We start from the raw sequence: 13,297 nt of genomic DNA, 5'->3' as shown, positions 1-13,297 counted from the left end.
AGTGTACGCGGCGGCCCGGGGACCGTCACGCGCCGACGAGCGGAAGAGACACGGTGAACACGGTACGGCCCGGCCGGGAGGCCAGATCGATGGTGCCGCCGTGGGCCTCGGTGATCGCCCGCGCGATCGAGAGGCCGAGCCCGGTGGTGCCCTCGGCGCCCGAGCGAGCCCGGTCGGCTCGCGTGAAGCGGGAGAAGACCTCGGGCACCAGCCCGGGGTCGATGCCGGGGCCGGCGTCGGCGACCACCAGCTCGGCCCTCCCGTCGGCCTCGCGCAGTCGCACGTCGATCCCGGTCCCCGCCGGGGTGTGCTTGCGCGCGTTGGAGAGCAGGTTGACCAGGATCTGGGTGAGCTGACGGGGATCTCCGGGCACGACGACGGGGTCGTCGGGCACTCGCACGTCCACGGGATGGTCGCCGCCCGCGGCGCGGGCGTCCATGACGGACTCCATGACGATCTCGCCGAGGTCGACGTCCTCCTCGGGACGGGGCTCGTGCTCGTCGAGCCGGGTCAGCAGAAGCAGGTCCTCCACCAGCGCGGTCATCCGGGCGGACTGTACCTCGAGGCGATCGATCGACTGCAGGCCGCGCTCGCCGAGGTCCTCCGTCAGCCGCAGCATCTCGGCGTATCCGCGGATCGCGGTCAGCGGGGTGCGCAGCTCGTGGGAGGCATCGGCGATGAACCGGCGCATCGCCTCCTCGCTGTGCTGGCGCACCTCGATCGCGCCCTCGACGTTGTCGAGCAGATGGTTCAGAGCACGGCCGACGTCGCCGACCTCGGTGCCGGGGACCGTGTGTGCGGCGGGGACGCGGCGCTCGAGGCTGACGCTGCCGTGCTCCAGCGGGGTCCTCGCGACCTCGGAGGCGAGCTGCGCGACCCCGTCGAGAGGGCGCAGGGTGCGTCGGATGATCGACGAGCCTCCGATACCCGTGACGACGAGGGCGGCCGCCCCTGCGCCGAGCAGGGTCAGGTCCAGTCGCAGCAGTGTGGAGCGCATCCGGTCGGTGGGGAGGCCGGTGACGACCAGGGTGCCGTCGCCGAGGTCACGCGCCACCACCCGGTAGGTCCCGATCGACAGCGGGGCCGTGGTGGGAGGTCCGTCCCCCCGCTCGTCCAGCGCCTCCTCGAGGACCGTGACGTCCTCGGCCGACAGCGCGTGCACGGTTCCCTCCGGGTCCCGCCAGACCGCCTTGAGGAGCTCTTCGTCCTCGCCGTGCGCGGTCAGCTCGAACTCACCGCTCTCGGGCTCGGGGGTGGAGGTCCCGTCGCTGGGCGGGCTCGGCAGCGGCTCCGGGGCGCCTGCGGGCCCTCCGTCGGGGGCGGCGTGCTGCACCCGGTCGACGGCGCGGTCGGCGGCGCGGTGCAGTTGGGCGTCGAGCTCGGCGTCGAGCTGGGTGCGCAGGCTCGCGTGGGTGACGATGCCGACGGCCAGACAGACCACGGCGACCGTCGCGACCAGGACCGCGACGAGCGTGGTGCGCAGGTCACGCCGACGGCGGCGGGGCCGGGGGGCGGTCTCCGGGTGGGAGCGGGCCGGGGTGTTCATCGCGATCCGTCAGAGGGCCGGCTTGAGCACGTAGCCGGCGCCGCGCACGGTATGGATCATCGGTTCCCGCCCGACATCGATCCGCTTGCGCAGGTACGAGATGTACAGCTCGACGATGTTGGCCTGACCGCCGAAGTCGTAGTTCCAGACCGCGTCGAGGATCTGCGACTTCGACAGCACCTTCCGGGGGTTCTCCATGAGGTAGTGCAGCAGCTGGTACTGGGTAGCGGTGAGGGCGACCGCCTCGCCGCGCCGGGTGACCTCATGGGTGTCCAGGTTCATCACCAGGTCACCGACCACCAGCTCGTTGCTGCTCTCGGCGACCACCCCCGAGCGCTGGACCAGCCGGTGCAGGCGCAGCAGCACCTCCTCGATGGTGAAGGGCTTGGTCACGTAGTCGTCGGCCCCGGCGGCGAGACCGCCGATCCGGTCGGCGGCCGCATCCATCGCCGTGAGCAGGAGCGCGGGGATCTCCGGGTGCAGAGCGCGGAGGCGACGCAGCACCTCGACCCCATCGATCCCGGGGAGCATCCGATCGAGCACGAGCACGTCCGGGGTGCTCTCCCGCGCCAGCCGCACGGCTTCGAGGCCGTCCCCGCACGTGGTCACCTCCCAGCCGATCATCTCCAGGGGGAAACGCAGCAGGTCCGCGATGGTGGGCTCGTCCTCGACGACGAGCACGCGCACCGGGCTGCCGTCAGGGTGCTGGAGCGGCGGCAGCGCGGCGATGGCGGACTTGTCGGGCACGAAGAACTCCTGGTTCCAGTGGCGGTGTGCGCTCCGAGCGTAGCGCCGCCCGGCGCGTCGCCCCTGGGCGGAACGGCCTGACCGCCCTGATCACAGAGAACCCGATCCGCGTGCACAGCACCAGCACAGCTTCAGGCCCTGGGATGGGGTGCATCGGCAGACCGCCGCTGGTCCCTGAAGGAGGAACCGACATGGACGACGAGACCGACGCAGCGCCCCGCCCCTCGACGGCACCGGACGACGCTGCGCAGCGCGCGCAGCATTCCTCGGCCCTCGCCCCCTCAGCCGTTGCCCCCGTCGAGGAGCGAGGTCTGCGCGACCGCGCCACCGCCGGCGCCGCCGCCTTGGGTGCGGCCGCCCTGCTGGTGATGAGCTTCGGCCCTGCCGCCCTGGCCGTGAGCCCGTCCGGGACCGCCGAACCCTCGCACGACCGGGTCTGGGTCTCCCCGCTCGAGGGCGGGGACACGGAGGTCACTGCGCCGCCGCGGACCGAGGACGAGGACGTCGCGTAGGAGGACGACGCGTAGGAGTTCCGCGGACACGTCGTGCAGCGGGTCCGCGCCGCACCGATCGACCGCGAAGTGAGGCAGGCCTCACCTTCTCCCCGACGCCCCCTCGTGGGAAGCTGGGTGTCCCAGAATCCGCCTGCTCGGGCGGTCGACGCAGAAGGAGCGAGGATGTCGCTGTTCGGAGAGCCCTTCACCGCAAAGTGCCTCAAGTCCGGGATGACGGTCGAGGTCGCGGAAGGGCAATCTCTCCTGCAGGCACTCCTCGACGCCGGCGTCGACATGGACTACTCCTGCGAAGGCGGCGTCTGCGGCACGTGCGTGGTTCCCCTGGTCTCCGGGCAGGTCGAGCACCTGGACGAGTTCCTCATGGAGGACGAACAGGAGGATCAGATGATCACGTGCGTCTCCCGCGGCGAGGGCGAGATCGAGATCGACGTCTGATCAGAGGCGACTGATCAGCGAGGTGTGATCAGCAACGACCGGTCACAGACGCGGACCGGCCACTGCCCAGGCGATCCCGACCAGGCTCAGCAGCCCGCCGGCCGCGGCGACCGCGACCGGCAGCGTGATGCTGGGTCCGGCCACGAGCAGGCCCAGCACGCCGAGCGCGGCGATCGCGAGCAGGACGACGAAGAGCACCGGGCGGCCGACGGAGGGCTTGCGCTCGCGCTGATGCTGCGAGGAGGTGTCGGGGGGCATCGTCGTCATGATGACGTCCTGGAGGCTCGGGTGCGGCGGTGATCGCCCGATCCGCGAGCCGATTGCGCTCGGGCACCGGGTGATGACCCGATCCTCCCTCGGTCCGCGCCGGCGGCACATCGGGCCGCGGGAGGAGATCCGTCTACACCTTTGGTCGTAGACGGGGGCCGGGTCGCACGGCGTCGTCGGGCACGTTCGTCGTTCTCCCGCAGTGCCCCGCACACGACGCGTGACCCGCAGTCCGCGATCCGCGGCGGCCTAGATGTTGCGGGTCATGACGTTGTGGTCACGGCGTATGGGATGAAGGAACGGGCCCCTGGACTGCACGATGGGTGGTGTCTAAGCAACCGTCTCGCAGGAAGAGGCCCGTTCCATGCACCACCGTAATGCGCCGCTGACCGTCGTTGGAAGGCAGCGAGCTGTCGCGCAGGGGCCTGTCAATTTGTTTGTGTAAGCGGGGTGGTCACAGGTAGGGGTTGATTCGGTCGGGGTAGGCCGCGGCGAGTTGGGCGAGGGCTTGATTCCAGTTCGTGACGATCTGGCCCTCGACGAGTCGGCCCTGGGCTTTGCGCTGGCCGGCGGGCTTGCCGTGGTCCCGAGCGCGTTCGGCAGCGCGTTTGTCTTCGATGTTGCAGATCGCTAGCCAGAGCAGCTTCACCGCCGCGTCCGTGGAGGGGAAGTGGCCGCGGTTCTTGGTCACCTTCCGTAGTTGGAAGTTCAGCGACTCGATGCTGTTGGTCGTGTAGATGACCTTGCGGAGCATCGGCGGGAACTGCAGGAACGGAATGAACCGCTCCCACGAGTTTGCCCAGGTCGCAGCGGTTGAGGGGTACTTCTGTCCGAGGTCGGAGGCTTCGAACTCGGCCAGCGCCTGCCGGGCGACGTCCTCGCTGGGCGCGGTGTAGATCGGCTTGAGCGCAGCGGCGACTTTCTTGCGGTCCTGGTAGGCGACGAACCGCATCGAGGCTCGGATCAGGTGGACCACGCAGGTTTGGACCATCGAGTCCGGCCAGGTCGCCTCGATCGCCTCGGGGAGGCCTTTCAGCCCGTCGCAGCACACGATCAGCACGTCCCTCACGCCCCGGTTGGCGAGGTCCGCGCAGACGTGGGCCCAGAACGCCGATCCCTCGGTGTCCTGGACCCAGATCCCCAGCACGTGCTTGATCCCCTCGAGATCCACTCCGACGGCGATGTAGGCGGCGCGGTTGATCACCTGGTTGTTCTCCCGGATCTTGATCCGGATCGCGTCGAGGTAGATCACCGGATAGAACTCCTCCAACGGCCGTGACTGCCAGGCCAGGACCTCCTCGCTGACGGCATCGGTGATGTTGCTGATCGTCTCGTGAGACAGGTCCGTGCCGATCGTGGAGGCAAGGTGGTGCTGGATATCGCGGATCGTCATCCCACCCGCGTAGAGGCTGATGATCATGTCATCGAGCCCACCGAGGCGCCGCTGGCCCGTGGGGACCAGGCGCGGGATGAACGACCCGCCCCGGTCGCGGGGGATGTCCAACTCGATCGGCCCGACCTCGGAGGCGACCGTCTTCGGTGTCTTCCCATTGCGCGAGTTGGCGTGCTCCGACGCCCGCGCGGAGCCCTTCTCATAACCCAGATGGCTGGTCAGCTCTGCCTGGAGGCCCCGCTCGAGCGCGGCCTTGACCAGTGCTGGCACGAATCCACCGTCACCAGTGAGTTCGACATTTCCGTCATCGATCTGCTCGAACAGGGCATCGAGCTGTCCCGAGGCCTTCAGCTGCTCGACCAGGTCCTGGCCCGAGGGCTCGTCACTCGGCTGCTGCTTCTCATCGGTCATGGTCATGATTCTTACCGTTCCTCTCGGTACGGCTTACACAGACCATCTGACACGCCCTCGCGCAGGTCATCGACTCCGGTCGCCCGATCGCCCACGTCGCGGCCGAGTTTCACATCGCTCGCACCACGCTCTCGAAATGGGTCGGCCGCTACCGCGAGCACGGCGACCCAGGCCTGCAAGACCACTCCAGCGCGCCGGCGAACCGCCCCACCCGCCTCCCGATCTGGGTGCTCGAGCTGATCGAGTCCTGGCGGCGGAAGAGGAAGTGGTCCGCGCGCCGGATCGCCCGCGAGCTCGCCGACGGCCACGGGTTCGCGTGCTGCGTGAGGACGGTGACGAGGTGGCTGGACCGCCTCGGCTTGAACCGGATCCGCGATATCACCCCAGACGGTGAGAACCTGCGTTCACCAGGGAAGATCACCGCCCGCTACCCCGGCCACATAGTCCACATGGACGTCAAGAAGGTCGGTCAGATTCCCGACGGCGGCGGCTGGCGGGCCCATGGTCGTGGCAGCGAACTGGCCCTCGCCGGCAAGCGCGCCCACAAGCAAAAGGTCGGCTACACCTACCTCCACTCCATGGAGGACGGCTTCTCCCGCCTGTCCTACACCGAGTCGCTCGAGGACGAGAAAGCGATCACGACCATCGGGTTCTTCCATCGCGCCCGCGTGTTCTTCGCCGCGCACGGCATCACCTGGATCACGCGGCTGGTCACCGACAACGGCAGCAACTACACCGCCTCAGCGTTTCGGCGATCGACCTGCGCTTTCATCTCCCGGCACCAGCGTACGAGGATCTACACACCTCGCCACAACGGCAAGATCGAGCGCTACCAGCGGATCCTGGCCGAGGAGTGCCTCTACGCCCGCCCCTACGGCTCCGAGACCGAGCGGCGCGAAGCGATCGCGATCTGGGTCCATCACTACAATTTCCACCGACCCCACACCGCCTGCGGCGACCAGCCCCCGGCCTCACGACTTCACACCGGCGTCGACAACGTCATGACCAACTACACCTAGACCCCCTGGTGGCGCGCCACGCGATGGGCGGCAGCCTGCGCGAGCGGCCTCACGGTGACCAGATCGAGGTTGAGGTGATGCGGAGCGTTGAGCGCATAGGAGATCACATCGGCGCAGTCCTCCGCCGTCAGCGGGTTCTCGACCCCGTCGTAGACGGCGTCGGCCGCAGCCTGGTCGCCGAGCCGCACGAGGGAGAACTCCTCGGTGCGCACCATGCCGGGGGCGATCTCGATGACGCGGATCCGCTCTCCGTTGAGCTCGAGACGCAGGGCGGCGGCGAGCATGTGCTCCCCGGCCTTGGCCGCGTTGTAGCCGGAACCGCCGGGGTAGGCCTCCTGCCCCGCGACGGAGGTGACGAACAGCAGATCACCACGCCCGCTCTCCCGCAGGGCGGGCAGCAGGGCACGGGTCACCCGCACTGCCCCGAGCACGTTGATGTCGTACATGCGCTGCCATTTGTCGAGGTCGGCCCGGGCCGCGGGCTCGACACCGAGCGCGCCACCAGCGACATGGACCACGGCGTTCAGCGAGCCCTCGAAGAGTTCCTCGGCCCGCGCGACCAGCCGCTCGACGGATTCGTCGGAGGTGACGTCGACACCGAGCACCTCGCAACCGCTCTCCGCCGCGAGCCCGGCCAGGCGGTCCTCGCGACGGGCCACGGCGAGCACACGCCAGCCGTCGGCGACGAGACGGGCTGCGGTCGCGCGACCGATCCCGGAGGAGGCCCCGGTCACCACTGCGGTGAGGGGCGCGACCCCCTCGGCGGACGGTGCGACGGCGGACGGGGACGCGGACGAGTCGGTCATGACCTCAGGGTACGCGGACCGGAGGGCATCCGGTCCGCTCACGGGTTACCCGCACCCCGGCTTCTCAGACACCCTGCACCTGCGGATGTTCCCGATCCTCCAGGTCCCCGGACCCGCGCCGCTTGGACAGTCGCGTCATCAGTGCCGCGATCGCCCCGTCGCCGGTGACGTTGGTGGCCGTACCGAAGGAGTCGATCGCGATGTAGGCGGCGATCATCAGCCCGACCGCCGCCTCGCCGAAGCCGAGGATCGAGGAGAGCACGCCGGCGGCGGCCATGATCGCGCCGCCCGGCACACCGGGCGCTGCGATCATCACGACGCCGAGCATGAACACGAAGCCGACCAGCGCCCCGATGTCCAGCGGCATACCGGTGACGATCATGATCGCGACCGCGAAGGTCGTGATCTTCAGGGTCGAGCCGGCCAGGTGGATCGTCGCGCACAGCGGGATCACGAAGTCGGCGATCGCGTCCGGGATGCCGTTGCGCTTGGCGCACTCGGTGGTCACCGGGATGGTCGCCGCCGATGAGCTGGTGCCCAGTGCGGTCGCGTAGGCCGGAATCATGGTCCACAGCATCTTCAGGGGATTGCGGCCCATGGCCCAGCCGGCCACCCCGTACTGCGCCAGCAGCACCACCACCGTCATCGCGAACACCAGCAGGACCACGGCGAGGAAGGTGCCGATCACGGTCCAGATCTGGCCGTTCAGGGTCAGGCCCAGGAACATGCCGAAGATGTACAGCGGAAGCAGCGGGATGATGATCGCCTCGATGATGCGCACGATGATCGTGCGCAGCTGCTCGAAGGACTCCTGAAGAGCGCCGCGGCGCACGAGGGTGAGCCCGATGCCCAGGCAGAACGACAGGATGAGCGCGGTCATCACGTCGAACACCGGGGGCACGTCGAGCTCGAAGTAGGGCGCGATCGCGGAGTCCTCGGGGTTCTCGAGGGCCCCGATGGACTCACCGCCGAGCATCCGCGGCAGCAGCAGGAGGGAGAGGGCGAGCGCGAAGGCACCGCACAGGACCGTGGAGAGATAGGCGATGCCCGCGGCGGCCGCCAGCATCTTCCCTGCTCCGCGCCCCAGCTCTCCGATCGCAGGGGTGACCAGGCCGACGATGATCAGCGGGATGAGGAAGCCGAGGAACCCCGAGAACAGTCCGTTGAAGGTGGTGAAGACCCGGGCGACCGACTCCGGCATCACCAGGCCCAGCAGGATGCCCAGCACGATGGCGACGACGATGCGGGGCAGCAGGCCGAAGCGGGGGCGACCTGGCCTGGTGGTGCCGGGCGAGTCGGAGGCAGGGGCCACGCCGGAGGTGGCGGTCGCGCCGAGCGCGTCGGTGGCGGCCTGCGGGCCGACGCCATCCGCGGCGTCGGCAGCGTCGCCCGTCCTGTCGGAGGCCACGGAGTGGTCGACGGTGTTCATGAGAGATCCGGTTCTGCTGCGGGGTCGGGACCGGGTCAGAGTAGACGGGACGTCCCGTCCGCCGCGACGCGGCGCGAGCAGGACCTGCGCCACGTCACATCATTGGCCGCTGCACGGGAATCATTGTTCCTCCCCAGTGTGGGTTATCCACAATTTTGGGTGATCCTTGATCGGCTCTTGTGTGGAGCGAATACTGGTTCTAAACTGGTGTGAGTATTCGGGCACCAGTTCGAGTGTGTGGGTCAGAGTTGGACCTCGCACGGACCGGCAACGGGTGGCCGCGTGGGGTGTGTCGAGGGGGACAGGGTGGGTCTGGTGACGGCGAGAACCGAGGAGAACCCGGCCCGGCCTGCTGCTGGCCGGGTGGTGAAGCGCCCTGGGTTCCGTTCCGATCCTGATACGAGGAGGATTGGAACATGCCGAGCAAGTACCCACAGTCGTTCCGCGACCGTGCCATGCGCATGGTCGTGGACCGTATGGAGGCCGATGAAGGCCTGACGCAGTATCAGGCGATCAAGGAGATCGCGCCGAAGCTGAACATCTCGACGGAGTCGCTGCGGCGCTGGATCGAGCAGTCTCAGATCGACGCAGGGGCCAAAACTGGGCTCTCGAGCGAGGCCCAGGCCGAGATTCGCCGGCTCAAGCGTGAGAACGCGGAGCTGCGCAGGGCGAACGAGATCCTGAAGTCAGCGTCAGCGTTTTTCGCCGCGGAGCTCGACCGCCCCTCGACGAGATGATCGCCTACATCGATATGTATCGCGATCAGTTCGGGGTCGAGCTCATCTGCCGCACCCTCGCGGCGACCGAGGGTGGATTCATCACTTCACGCGGCTACCGCGCCGCGAAGACTCGACCGGCAAGCGACCGTGACCTGCGCGATCGCGTGCTTATCGAAGAGATCAGGCGCATCCATGCCGAGAACTACGGGGTCTATGGGGCGCGGAAGATCTGGCACGCGATGCGGCGTGAGGGCTGGGACATCGGTCGTGATCAGTGCGCTCGGCTGATGCGCAAAGCCGGGTTGCACGGTGTGATCCGCGGGCGGACGCCCCGCACCACGCAGCCCTCGCCGCTGCCCGATGGACGGCCGGATCTCGTGGAGAGGAACTTCGAGGCTCCCGCACCGAACCGGCTCTGGGTCGCAGACATCACCTACGTCCGCACGACCAGCGGATTCTGCTACACGGCTTTCGTGATCGATGCGTTCTCCCGCCGGATCGCGGGCTGGGCAACAAGGGCGACGATGCGGACAGAGGACCTCCCGCTCGAGGCCCTCGAACACGCTTTGATCGCAGCAAAAGACCAGGCCATCGGGGGTTTGATCCACCACAGCGACCGTGGCAGTCAGTACGTCAGCGTTCGATACACCGAGCACCTGGCCGAAGCGGGCATCGCTGCCTCTGTCGGCTCCCGCGGCGACAGCTATGACAATGCCCTGGCAGAGACGGTCAACGGGCTCTACAAAGCCGAGCTCATCCACGCCCGGCCCGCTTGGCCGTCGGTCACCGAGGTCGAATTCGCGACGATGAACTGGGTCCACTGGTGGAACCACCAGCGGCTCCACCAGGCCCTGGACTACTCGACTCCGATCGAGGTCGAGAAGGCCTACGCTCAGACCCGGGAGCCCTCAACGGCCCCCACATAGAAGCCGGAACGGAACCCAGGGCGCTTCATGGTGCCGTCTCGGCGGGTGCGGGCGCGGTCGGTGTTGACGGCGGAGTCCGCGGCTCGGCGGGGGAAGCTTGAGGCGGGGTCGGCGGATGCGGCCGCGGTGGGGCGGTTGTTGCAGATGCAGCGTGCTGCGTCGACGGCGCGGGCAGCGTTGTGGGCGCAGGTGGCGATGTTCTGGGTCGATCGGGATGACCCGGATCTGGTCGAGGAACGCCAGGAAGCCGATCTCGCGGTCGCGATCGCGTTACGGACCACGACCAGCAAGGTCGCCTACCTCGTGCGGGATGCGCATCTGGCCGTGACCGATCTGCCCCGGACCTTCGCCCGTTTGGCCGGTGGAGACATGCCGGTGGACTGGTTCGAGAAACTGGTGCGGGCCGTCCGCGATCTCTCGCCCTACCAGCGTGAGCAGATCGATGAGCTCGTCGCGGGCTGGGACCTGGCCTCGATCCCCGCCGACCGGTTCCTCGACGAACTGCGCCTGCTGCGGGCCTGGTTCGATGCCCGCGGTGCCCGGCCGAGTCCCGAAGCTGCCCGCGACGTGGCGGTGGAACTGTCCGGTCATGACGACGGGATCGCGTGCCTGCGGATCACCGGGCCGATCCCCGAGATCCATTCCCTGGCGGCCCGGTTGGAGGCGGCCTCTCGCGCGGTCCAGACCCAGCAGCGTCACGCCCTGGAGACCGGGGCGCCGGTCCGGGCCTGTCAATTTGTTTGTGTAAGCGGGGTGGTCACAGGTAGGGGTTGATTCGGTCGGGGTAGGCCGCGGCGAGTTGGGCGAGGGCTTGATTCCAGTTCGTGACGATCTGGCCCTCGACGAGTCGGCCCTGGGCTTTGCGCTGGCCGGCGGGCTTGCCGTGGTCCCGAGCGCGTTCGGCAGCGCGTTTGTCTTCGATGTTGCAGATCGCTAGCCAGAGCAGCTTCACCGCCGCGTCCGTGGAGGGGAAGTGGCCGCGGTTCTTGGTCACCTTCCGTAGTTGGAAGTTCAGCGACTCGATGCTGTTGGTCGTGTAGATGACCTTGCGGAGCATCGGCGGGAACTGCAGGAACGGAATGAACCGCTCCCACGAGTTTGCCCAGGTCGCAGCGGTTGAGGGGTACTTCTGTCCGAGGTCGGAGGCTTCGAACTCGGCCAGCGCCTGCCGGGCGACGTCCTCGCTGGGCGCGGTGTAGATCGGCTTGAGCGCAGCGGCGACTTTCTTGCGGTCCTGGTAGGCGACGAACCGCATCGAGGCTCGGATCAGGTGGACCACGCAGGTTTGGACCATCGAGTCCGGCCAGGTCGCCTCGATCGCCTCGGGGAGGCCTTTCAGCCCGTCGCAGCACACGATCAGCACGTCCCTCACGCCCCGGTTGGCGAGGTCCGCGCAGACGTGGGCCCAGAACGCCGATCCCTCGGTGTCCTGGACCCAGATCCCCAGCACGTGCTTGATCCCCTCGAGATCCACTCCGACGGCGATGTAGGCGGCGCGGTTGATCACCTGGTTGTTCTCCCGGATCTTGATCCGGATCGCGTCGAGGTAGATCACCGGATAGAACTCCTCCAACGGCCGTGACTGCCAGGCCAGGACCTCCTCGCTGACGGCATCGGTGATGTTGCTGATCGTCTCGTGAGACAGGTCCGTGCCGATCGTGGAGGCAAGGTGGTGCTGGATATCGCGGATCGTCATCCCACCCGCGTAGAGGCTGATGATCATGTCATCGAGCCCACCGAGGCGCCGCTGGCCCGTGGGGACCAGGCGCGGGATGAACGACCCGCCCCGGTCGCGGGGGATGTCCAACTCGATCGGCCCGACCTCGGAGGCGACCGTCTTCGGTGTCTTCCCATTGCGCGAGTTGGCGTGCTCCGACGCCCGCGCGGAGCCCTTCTCATAACCCAGATGGCTGGTCAGCTCTGCCTGGAGGCCCCGCTCGAGCGCGGCCTTGACCAGTGCTGGCACGAATCCACCGTCACCAGTGAGTTCGACATTTCCGTCATCGATCTGCTCGAACAGGGCATCGAGCTGTCCCGAGGCCTTCAGCTGCTCGACCAGGTCCTGGCCCGAGGGCTCGTCACTCGGCTGCTGCTTCTCATCGGTCATGGTCATGATTCTTACCGTTCCTCTCGGTACGGCTTACACAGACCATCTGACACGCCCGCCGGTCCCGTTCGACCTCGACGGCGACGTGGCCCGGAACCACACCACGATGTCGTTGAAAGCTCTGCAGTACGCGATCGTCCACCGCACCCTGCTCGAGACCGGCGGGATCGAGGTCCCGGAACCCGCCCACCGCATCAACGTGGTCGTGCCGGTGTTGACGTTGATGGGCCTCGATGACGCGCCGGCCACCTACGACGGGGTGACACCGCTGCCGGCACAGATGGCTCGCCGCCTCGCGGCCGGACAGAAGACCTGGTACCGGATCCTGACCGACCCCACCAGCGGGCAGTTCCTCCCGGTGCCGGCCGACCAGTACCGCCCCACCGCTGCCATGGTCGAACACCTCAGAGTGCGGGACCCGGTCTGTGCTGCGCCCGGCTGTTCCCGCAGCACCAGTCGTGTCGGGCAGAACGACCATATCGAGGAGTTCGACCACGCCCACCCCGCCCGGGGCGGGCCCACCAGCATCGACAACCTCCACCGCATGGACTTCGGACACCACGAGACCAAGACCGCGAAACAGATCGACCCCGTCCGCCACGCCGATGGTTCGACGACGTGGAGTATCGGGGTGCCCGAACGCGCCCGGATCACTCTCGCGCCCCGCCGCGACCTGCTGACTCCCACCATCGCGAAAGCCTTGAGCGAGGCGTGGGACCACTACCAATGGCTACTGGACATCGACGCCTACGAACGCACCGGCCAGATCGACCAGTTCCTCCGCGAAGGCGGCCCCGAAGACCCCCTCACCACCGGCGAGGACCCCCACCACCACGAGAACAACGCCGACCGGTGCCACCCCACCGACCCACCCTTCTAACCCCACCAGACCCGGCCCGACCAGGCCCGGCCAGACCTGCCCGGCCAGACCTGCCCGGCACATCCCCCGACCCCACGCCGCACAGACCCGGGCACGT

At 68.3% G+C, this 13,297-nt stretch carries 12 protein-coding genes, 1 pseudogene and 1 other annotated feature; of the genes and pseudogenes, 6 read left to right on the top strand and 7 right to left on the bottom strand.

Translation table 11 applies throughout. From position 1 onward, the window contains the following. Nucleotides 1–25: 25 nt before the first annotated feature. Both JOF43_RS10240 and JOF43_RS10235 read right to left on the bottom strand, forming a co-directional pair. Nucleotides 26–1,546, bottom strand: coding sequence for a sensor histidine kinase (locus tag JOF43_RS10240; RefSeq protein WP_209901723.1), 1,521 nt, complete (start codon nucleotides 1,544–1,546; stop codon nucleotides 26–28). A 9-nt stretch (nucleotides 1,547–1,555) separates the two neighbouring features. After that, nucleotides 1,556–2,293 carry a response regulator transcription factor gene (locus JOF43_RS10235; protein ID WP_342592138.1) on the bottom strand — a complete coding sequence of 246 codons (738 nt, stop codon included), beginning with the start codon at nucleotides 2,291–2,293 and terminating at the stop codon, nucleotides 1,556–1,558. A gap of 191 nt (nucleotides 2,294–2,484) precedes the next feature. Between JOF43_RS10235 and JOF43_RS10230 the strand changes: the two genes are divergently transcribed. After that, entirely contained in the window at nucleotides 2,485–2,805 is a 321-nt protein-coding gene (locus JOF43_RS10230; protein ID WP_209901721.1) for a hypothetical protein, read from the top strand. A 165-nt stretch (nucleotides 2,806–2,970) separates the two neighbouring features. Continuing rightward, a complete protein-coding gene (locus JOF43_RS10225; protein WP_209901719.1) occupies nucleotides 2,971–3,243 on the top strand; it encodes a 2Fe-2S iron-sulfur cluster-binding protein in 273 nt (90 codons plus the stop codon). Between the two features lie 42 nt (nucleotides 3,244–3,285). Here the strand turns inward: JOF43_RS10225 and JOF43_RS10220 are convergent, their stop codons facing one another. Beyond that, on the bottom strand, nucleotides 3,286–3,510 hold the full coding sequence (locus tag JOF43_RS10220) for a hypothetical protein (protein ID WP_209901717.1): 225 nt from the start codon (nucleotides 3,508–3,510) through the stop codon (nucleotides 3,286–3,288). 454 nt (nucleotides 3,511–3,964) lie between these two features. Further along, a complete protein-coding gene (locus JOF43_RS10215) occupies nucleotides 3,965–5,314 on the bottom strand; it encodes an IS256 family transposase (RefSeq protein ID WP_209898137.1) in 1,350 nt (449 codons plus the stop codon). A 53-nt stretch (nucleotides 5,315–5,367) separates the two neighbouring features. Between JOF43_RS10215 and JOF43_RS10210 the strand changes: the two are divergent. Continuing rightward, nucleotides 5,368–6,333, top strand: a pseudogene (locus JOF43_RS10210) (IS481 family transposase); the annotation flags it as partial. On the opposite strand, the gene JOF43_RS10205 reads toward JOF43_RS10210, so the two are convergent. Together JOF43_RS10205 and JOF43_RS10200 are read right to left on the bottom strand one after the other, a co-directional pair. Beyond that, on the bottom strand, nucleotides 6,330–7,139 hold the full coding sequence (locus JOF43_RS10205) for an SDR family oxidoreductase (RefSeq protein WP_209901715.1): 810 nt from the start codon (nucleotides 7,137–7,139) through the stop codon (nucleotides 6,330–6,332). The pseudogene JOF43_RS10210 and the gene JOF43_RS10205 sit on opposite strands and share 4 nt — an antisense overlap. A gap of 64 nt (nucleotides 7,140–7,203) precedes the next feature. Beyond that, the gene (locus JOF43_RS10200; RefSeq protein WP_209901713.1) at nucleotides 7,204–8,568 is read right to left on the bottom strand and encodes a dicarboxylate/amino acid:cation symporter; all 1,365 of its coding nucleotides are present in this window, start codon (nucleotides 8,566–8,568) and stop codon (nucleotides 7,204–7,206) included. Between the two features lie 416 nt (nucleotides 8,569–8,984). Here JOF43_RS10200 and JOF43_RS10195 point away from each other — a divergent pair. Further along, a protein-coding gene (locus tag JOF43_RS10195; protein WP_209901451.1) for an IS3 family transposase occupies nucleotides 8,985–10,213 on the top strand; the annotation gives its coding sequence in 2 pieces (ribosomal slippage) (nucleotides 8,985–9,276 and nucleotides 9,276–10,213; 1,230 coding nt in all). Continuing rightward, nucleotides 9,263–9,365: a sequence feature (AL1L pseudoknot), on the top strand. Its footprint overlaps the gene before it by 103 nt. Nucleotides 10,214–10,357: 144 nt before the next feature. Beyond that, nucleotides 10,358–10,987, top strand: coding sequence for a DUF222 domain-containing protein (locus tag JOF43_RS10190; RefSeq protein ID WP_209901711.1), 630 nt, complete (start codon nucleotides 10,358–10,360; stop codon nucleotides 10,985–10,987). On the opposite strand, the gene JOF43_RS10185 is transcribed toward JOF43_RS10190, so the two are convergent. Continuing rightward, nucleotides 10,971–12,320: an IS256 family transposase gene (locus JOF43_RS10185; protein ID WP_209898137.1), complete on the bottom strand. Its 1,350-nt coding sequence runs from the start codon at nucleotides 12,318–12,320 to the stop codon at nucleotides 10,971–10,973. The two genes, JOF43_RS10190 and JOF43_RS10185, sit on opposite strands and share 17 nt — an antisense overlap. Before the next feature lie 106 nt (nucleotides 12,321–12,426). Here JOF43_RS10185 and JOF43_RS10180 point away from each other — a divergent pair, with 106 nt between their 5' ends. Then, nucleotides 12,427–13,200 (top strand): hypothetical protein, encoded by a 774-nt coding sequence (locus JOF43_RS10180; RefSeq protein WP_209901709.1) that lies wholly within the window; start codon nucleotides 12,427–12,429, stop codon nucleotides 13,198–13,200. Nucleotides 13,201–13,297: the final 97 nt, after the last annotated feature.

The sequence above is a fragment of the Brachybacterium sacelli genome (assembly GCF_017876545.1).
GTDB lineage: Bacteria > Actinomycetota > Actinomycetes > Actinomycetales > Dermabacteraceae > Brachybacterium > Brachybacterium sacelli.
This window is presented reverse-complemented; position numbering and strand designations above follow the sequence as displayed.

Excerpts from the sequence above, each read along its gene's own strand:
- JOF43_RS10240 (WP_209901723.1), bottom strand. The coding sequence starts at position 1,546 with ATGAACACCCCGGCCCGCTCCCACCCGGAGACCGCCCCCCGGCCCCGC.
- JOF43_RS10230 (WP_209901721.1), top strand. The coding sequence starts at position 2,485 with ATGGACGACGAGACCGACGCAGCGCCCCGCCCCTCGACGGCACCGGAC.
- JOF43_RS10225 (WP_209901719.1), top strand. The coding sequence starts at position 2,971 with ATGTCGCTGTTCGGAGAGCCCTTCACCGCAAAGTGCCTCAAGTCCGGG.
- JOF43_RS10220 (WP_209901717.1), bottom strand. The coding sequence starts at position 3,510 with ATGACGACGATGCCCCCCGACACCTCCTCGCAGCATCAGCGCGAGCGC.
- JOF43_RS10215 (WP_209898137.1), bottom strand. The coding sequence starts at position 5,314 with ATGACCGATGAGAAGCAGCAGCCGAGTGACGAGCCCTCGGGCCAGGAC.
- JOF43_RS10205 (WP_209901715.1), bottom strand. The coding sequence starts at position 7,139 with ATGACCGACTCGTCCGCGTCCCCGTCCGCCGTCGCACCGTCCGCCGAG.
- JOF43_RS10200 (WP_209901713.1), bottom strand. The coding sequence starts at position 8,568 with ATGAACACCGTCGACCACTCCGTGGCCTCCGACAGGACGGGCGACGCT.
- JOF43_RS10190 (WP_209901711.1), top strand. The coding sequence starts at position 10,358 with ATGCAGCGTGCTGCGTCGACGGCGCGGGCAGCGTTGTGGGCGCAGGTG.
- JOF43_RS10185 (WP_209898137.1), bottom strand. The coding sequence starts at position 12,320 with ATGACCGATGAGAAGCAGCAGCCGAGTGACGAGCCCTCGGGCCAGGAC.
- JOF43_RS10180 (WP_209901709.1), top strand. The coding sequence starts at position 12,427 with ATGTCGTTGAAAGCTCTGCAGTACGCGATCGTCCACCGCACCCTGCTC.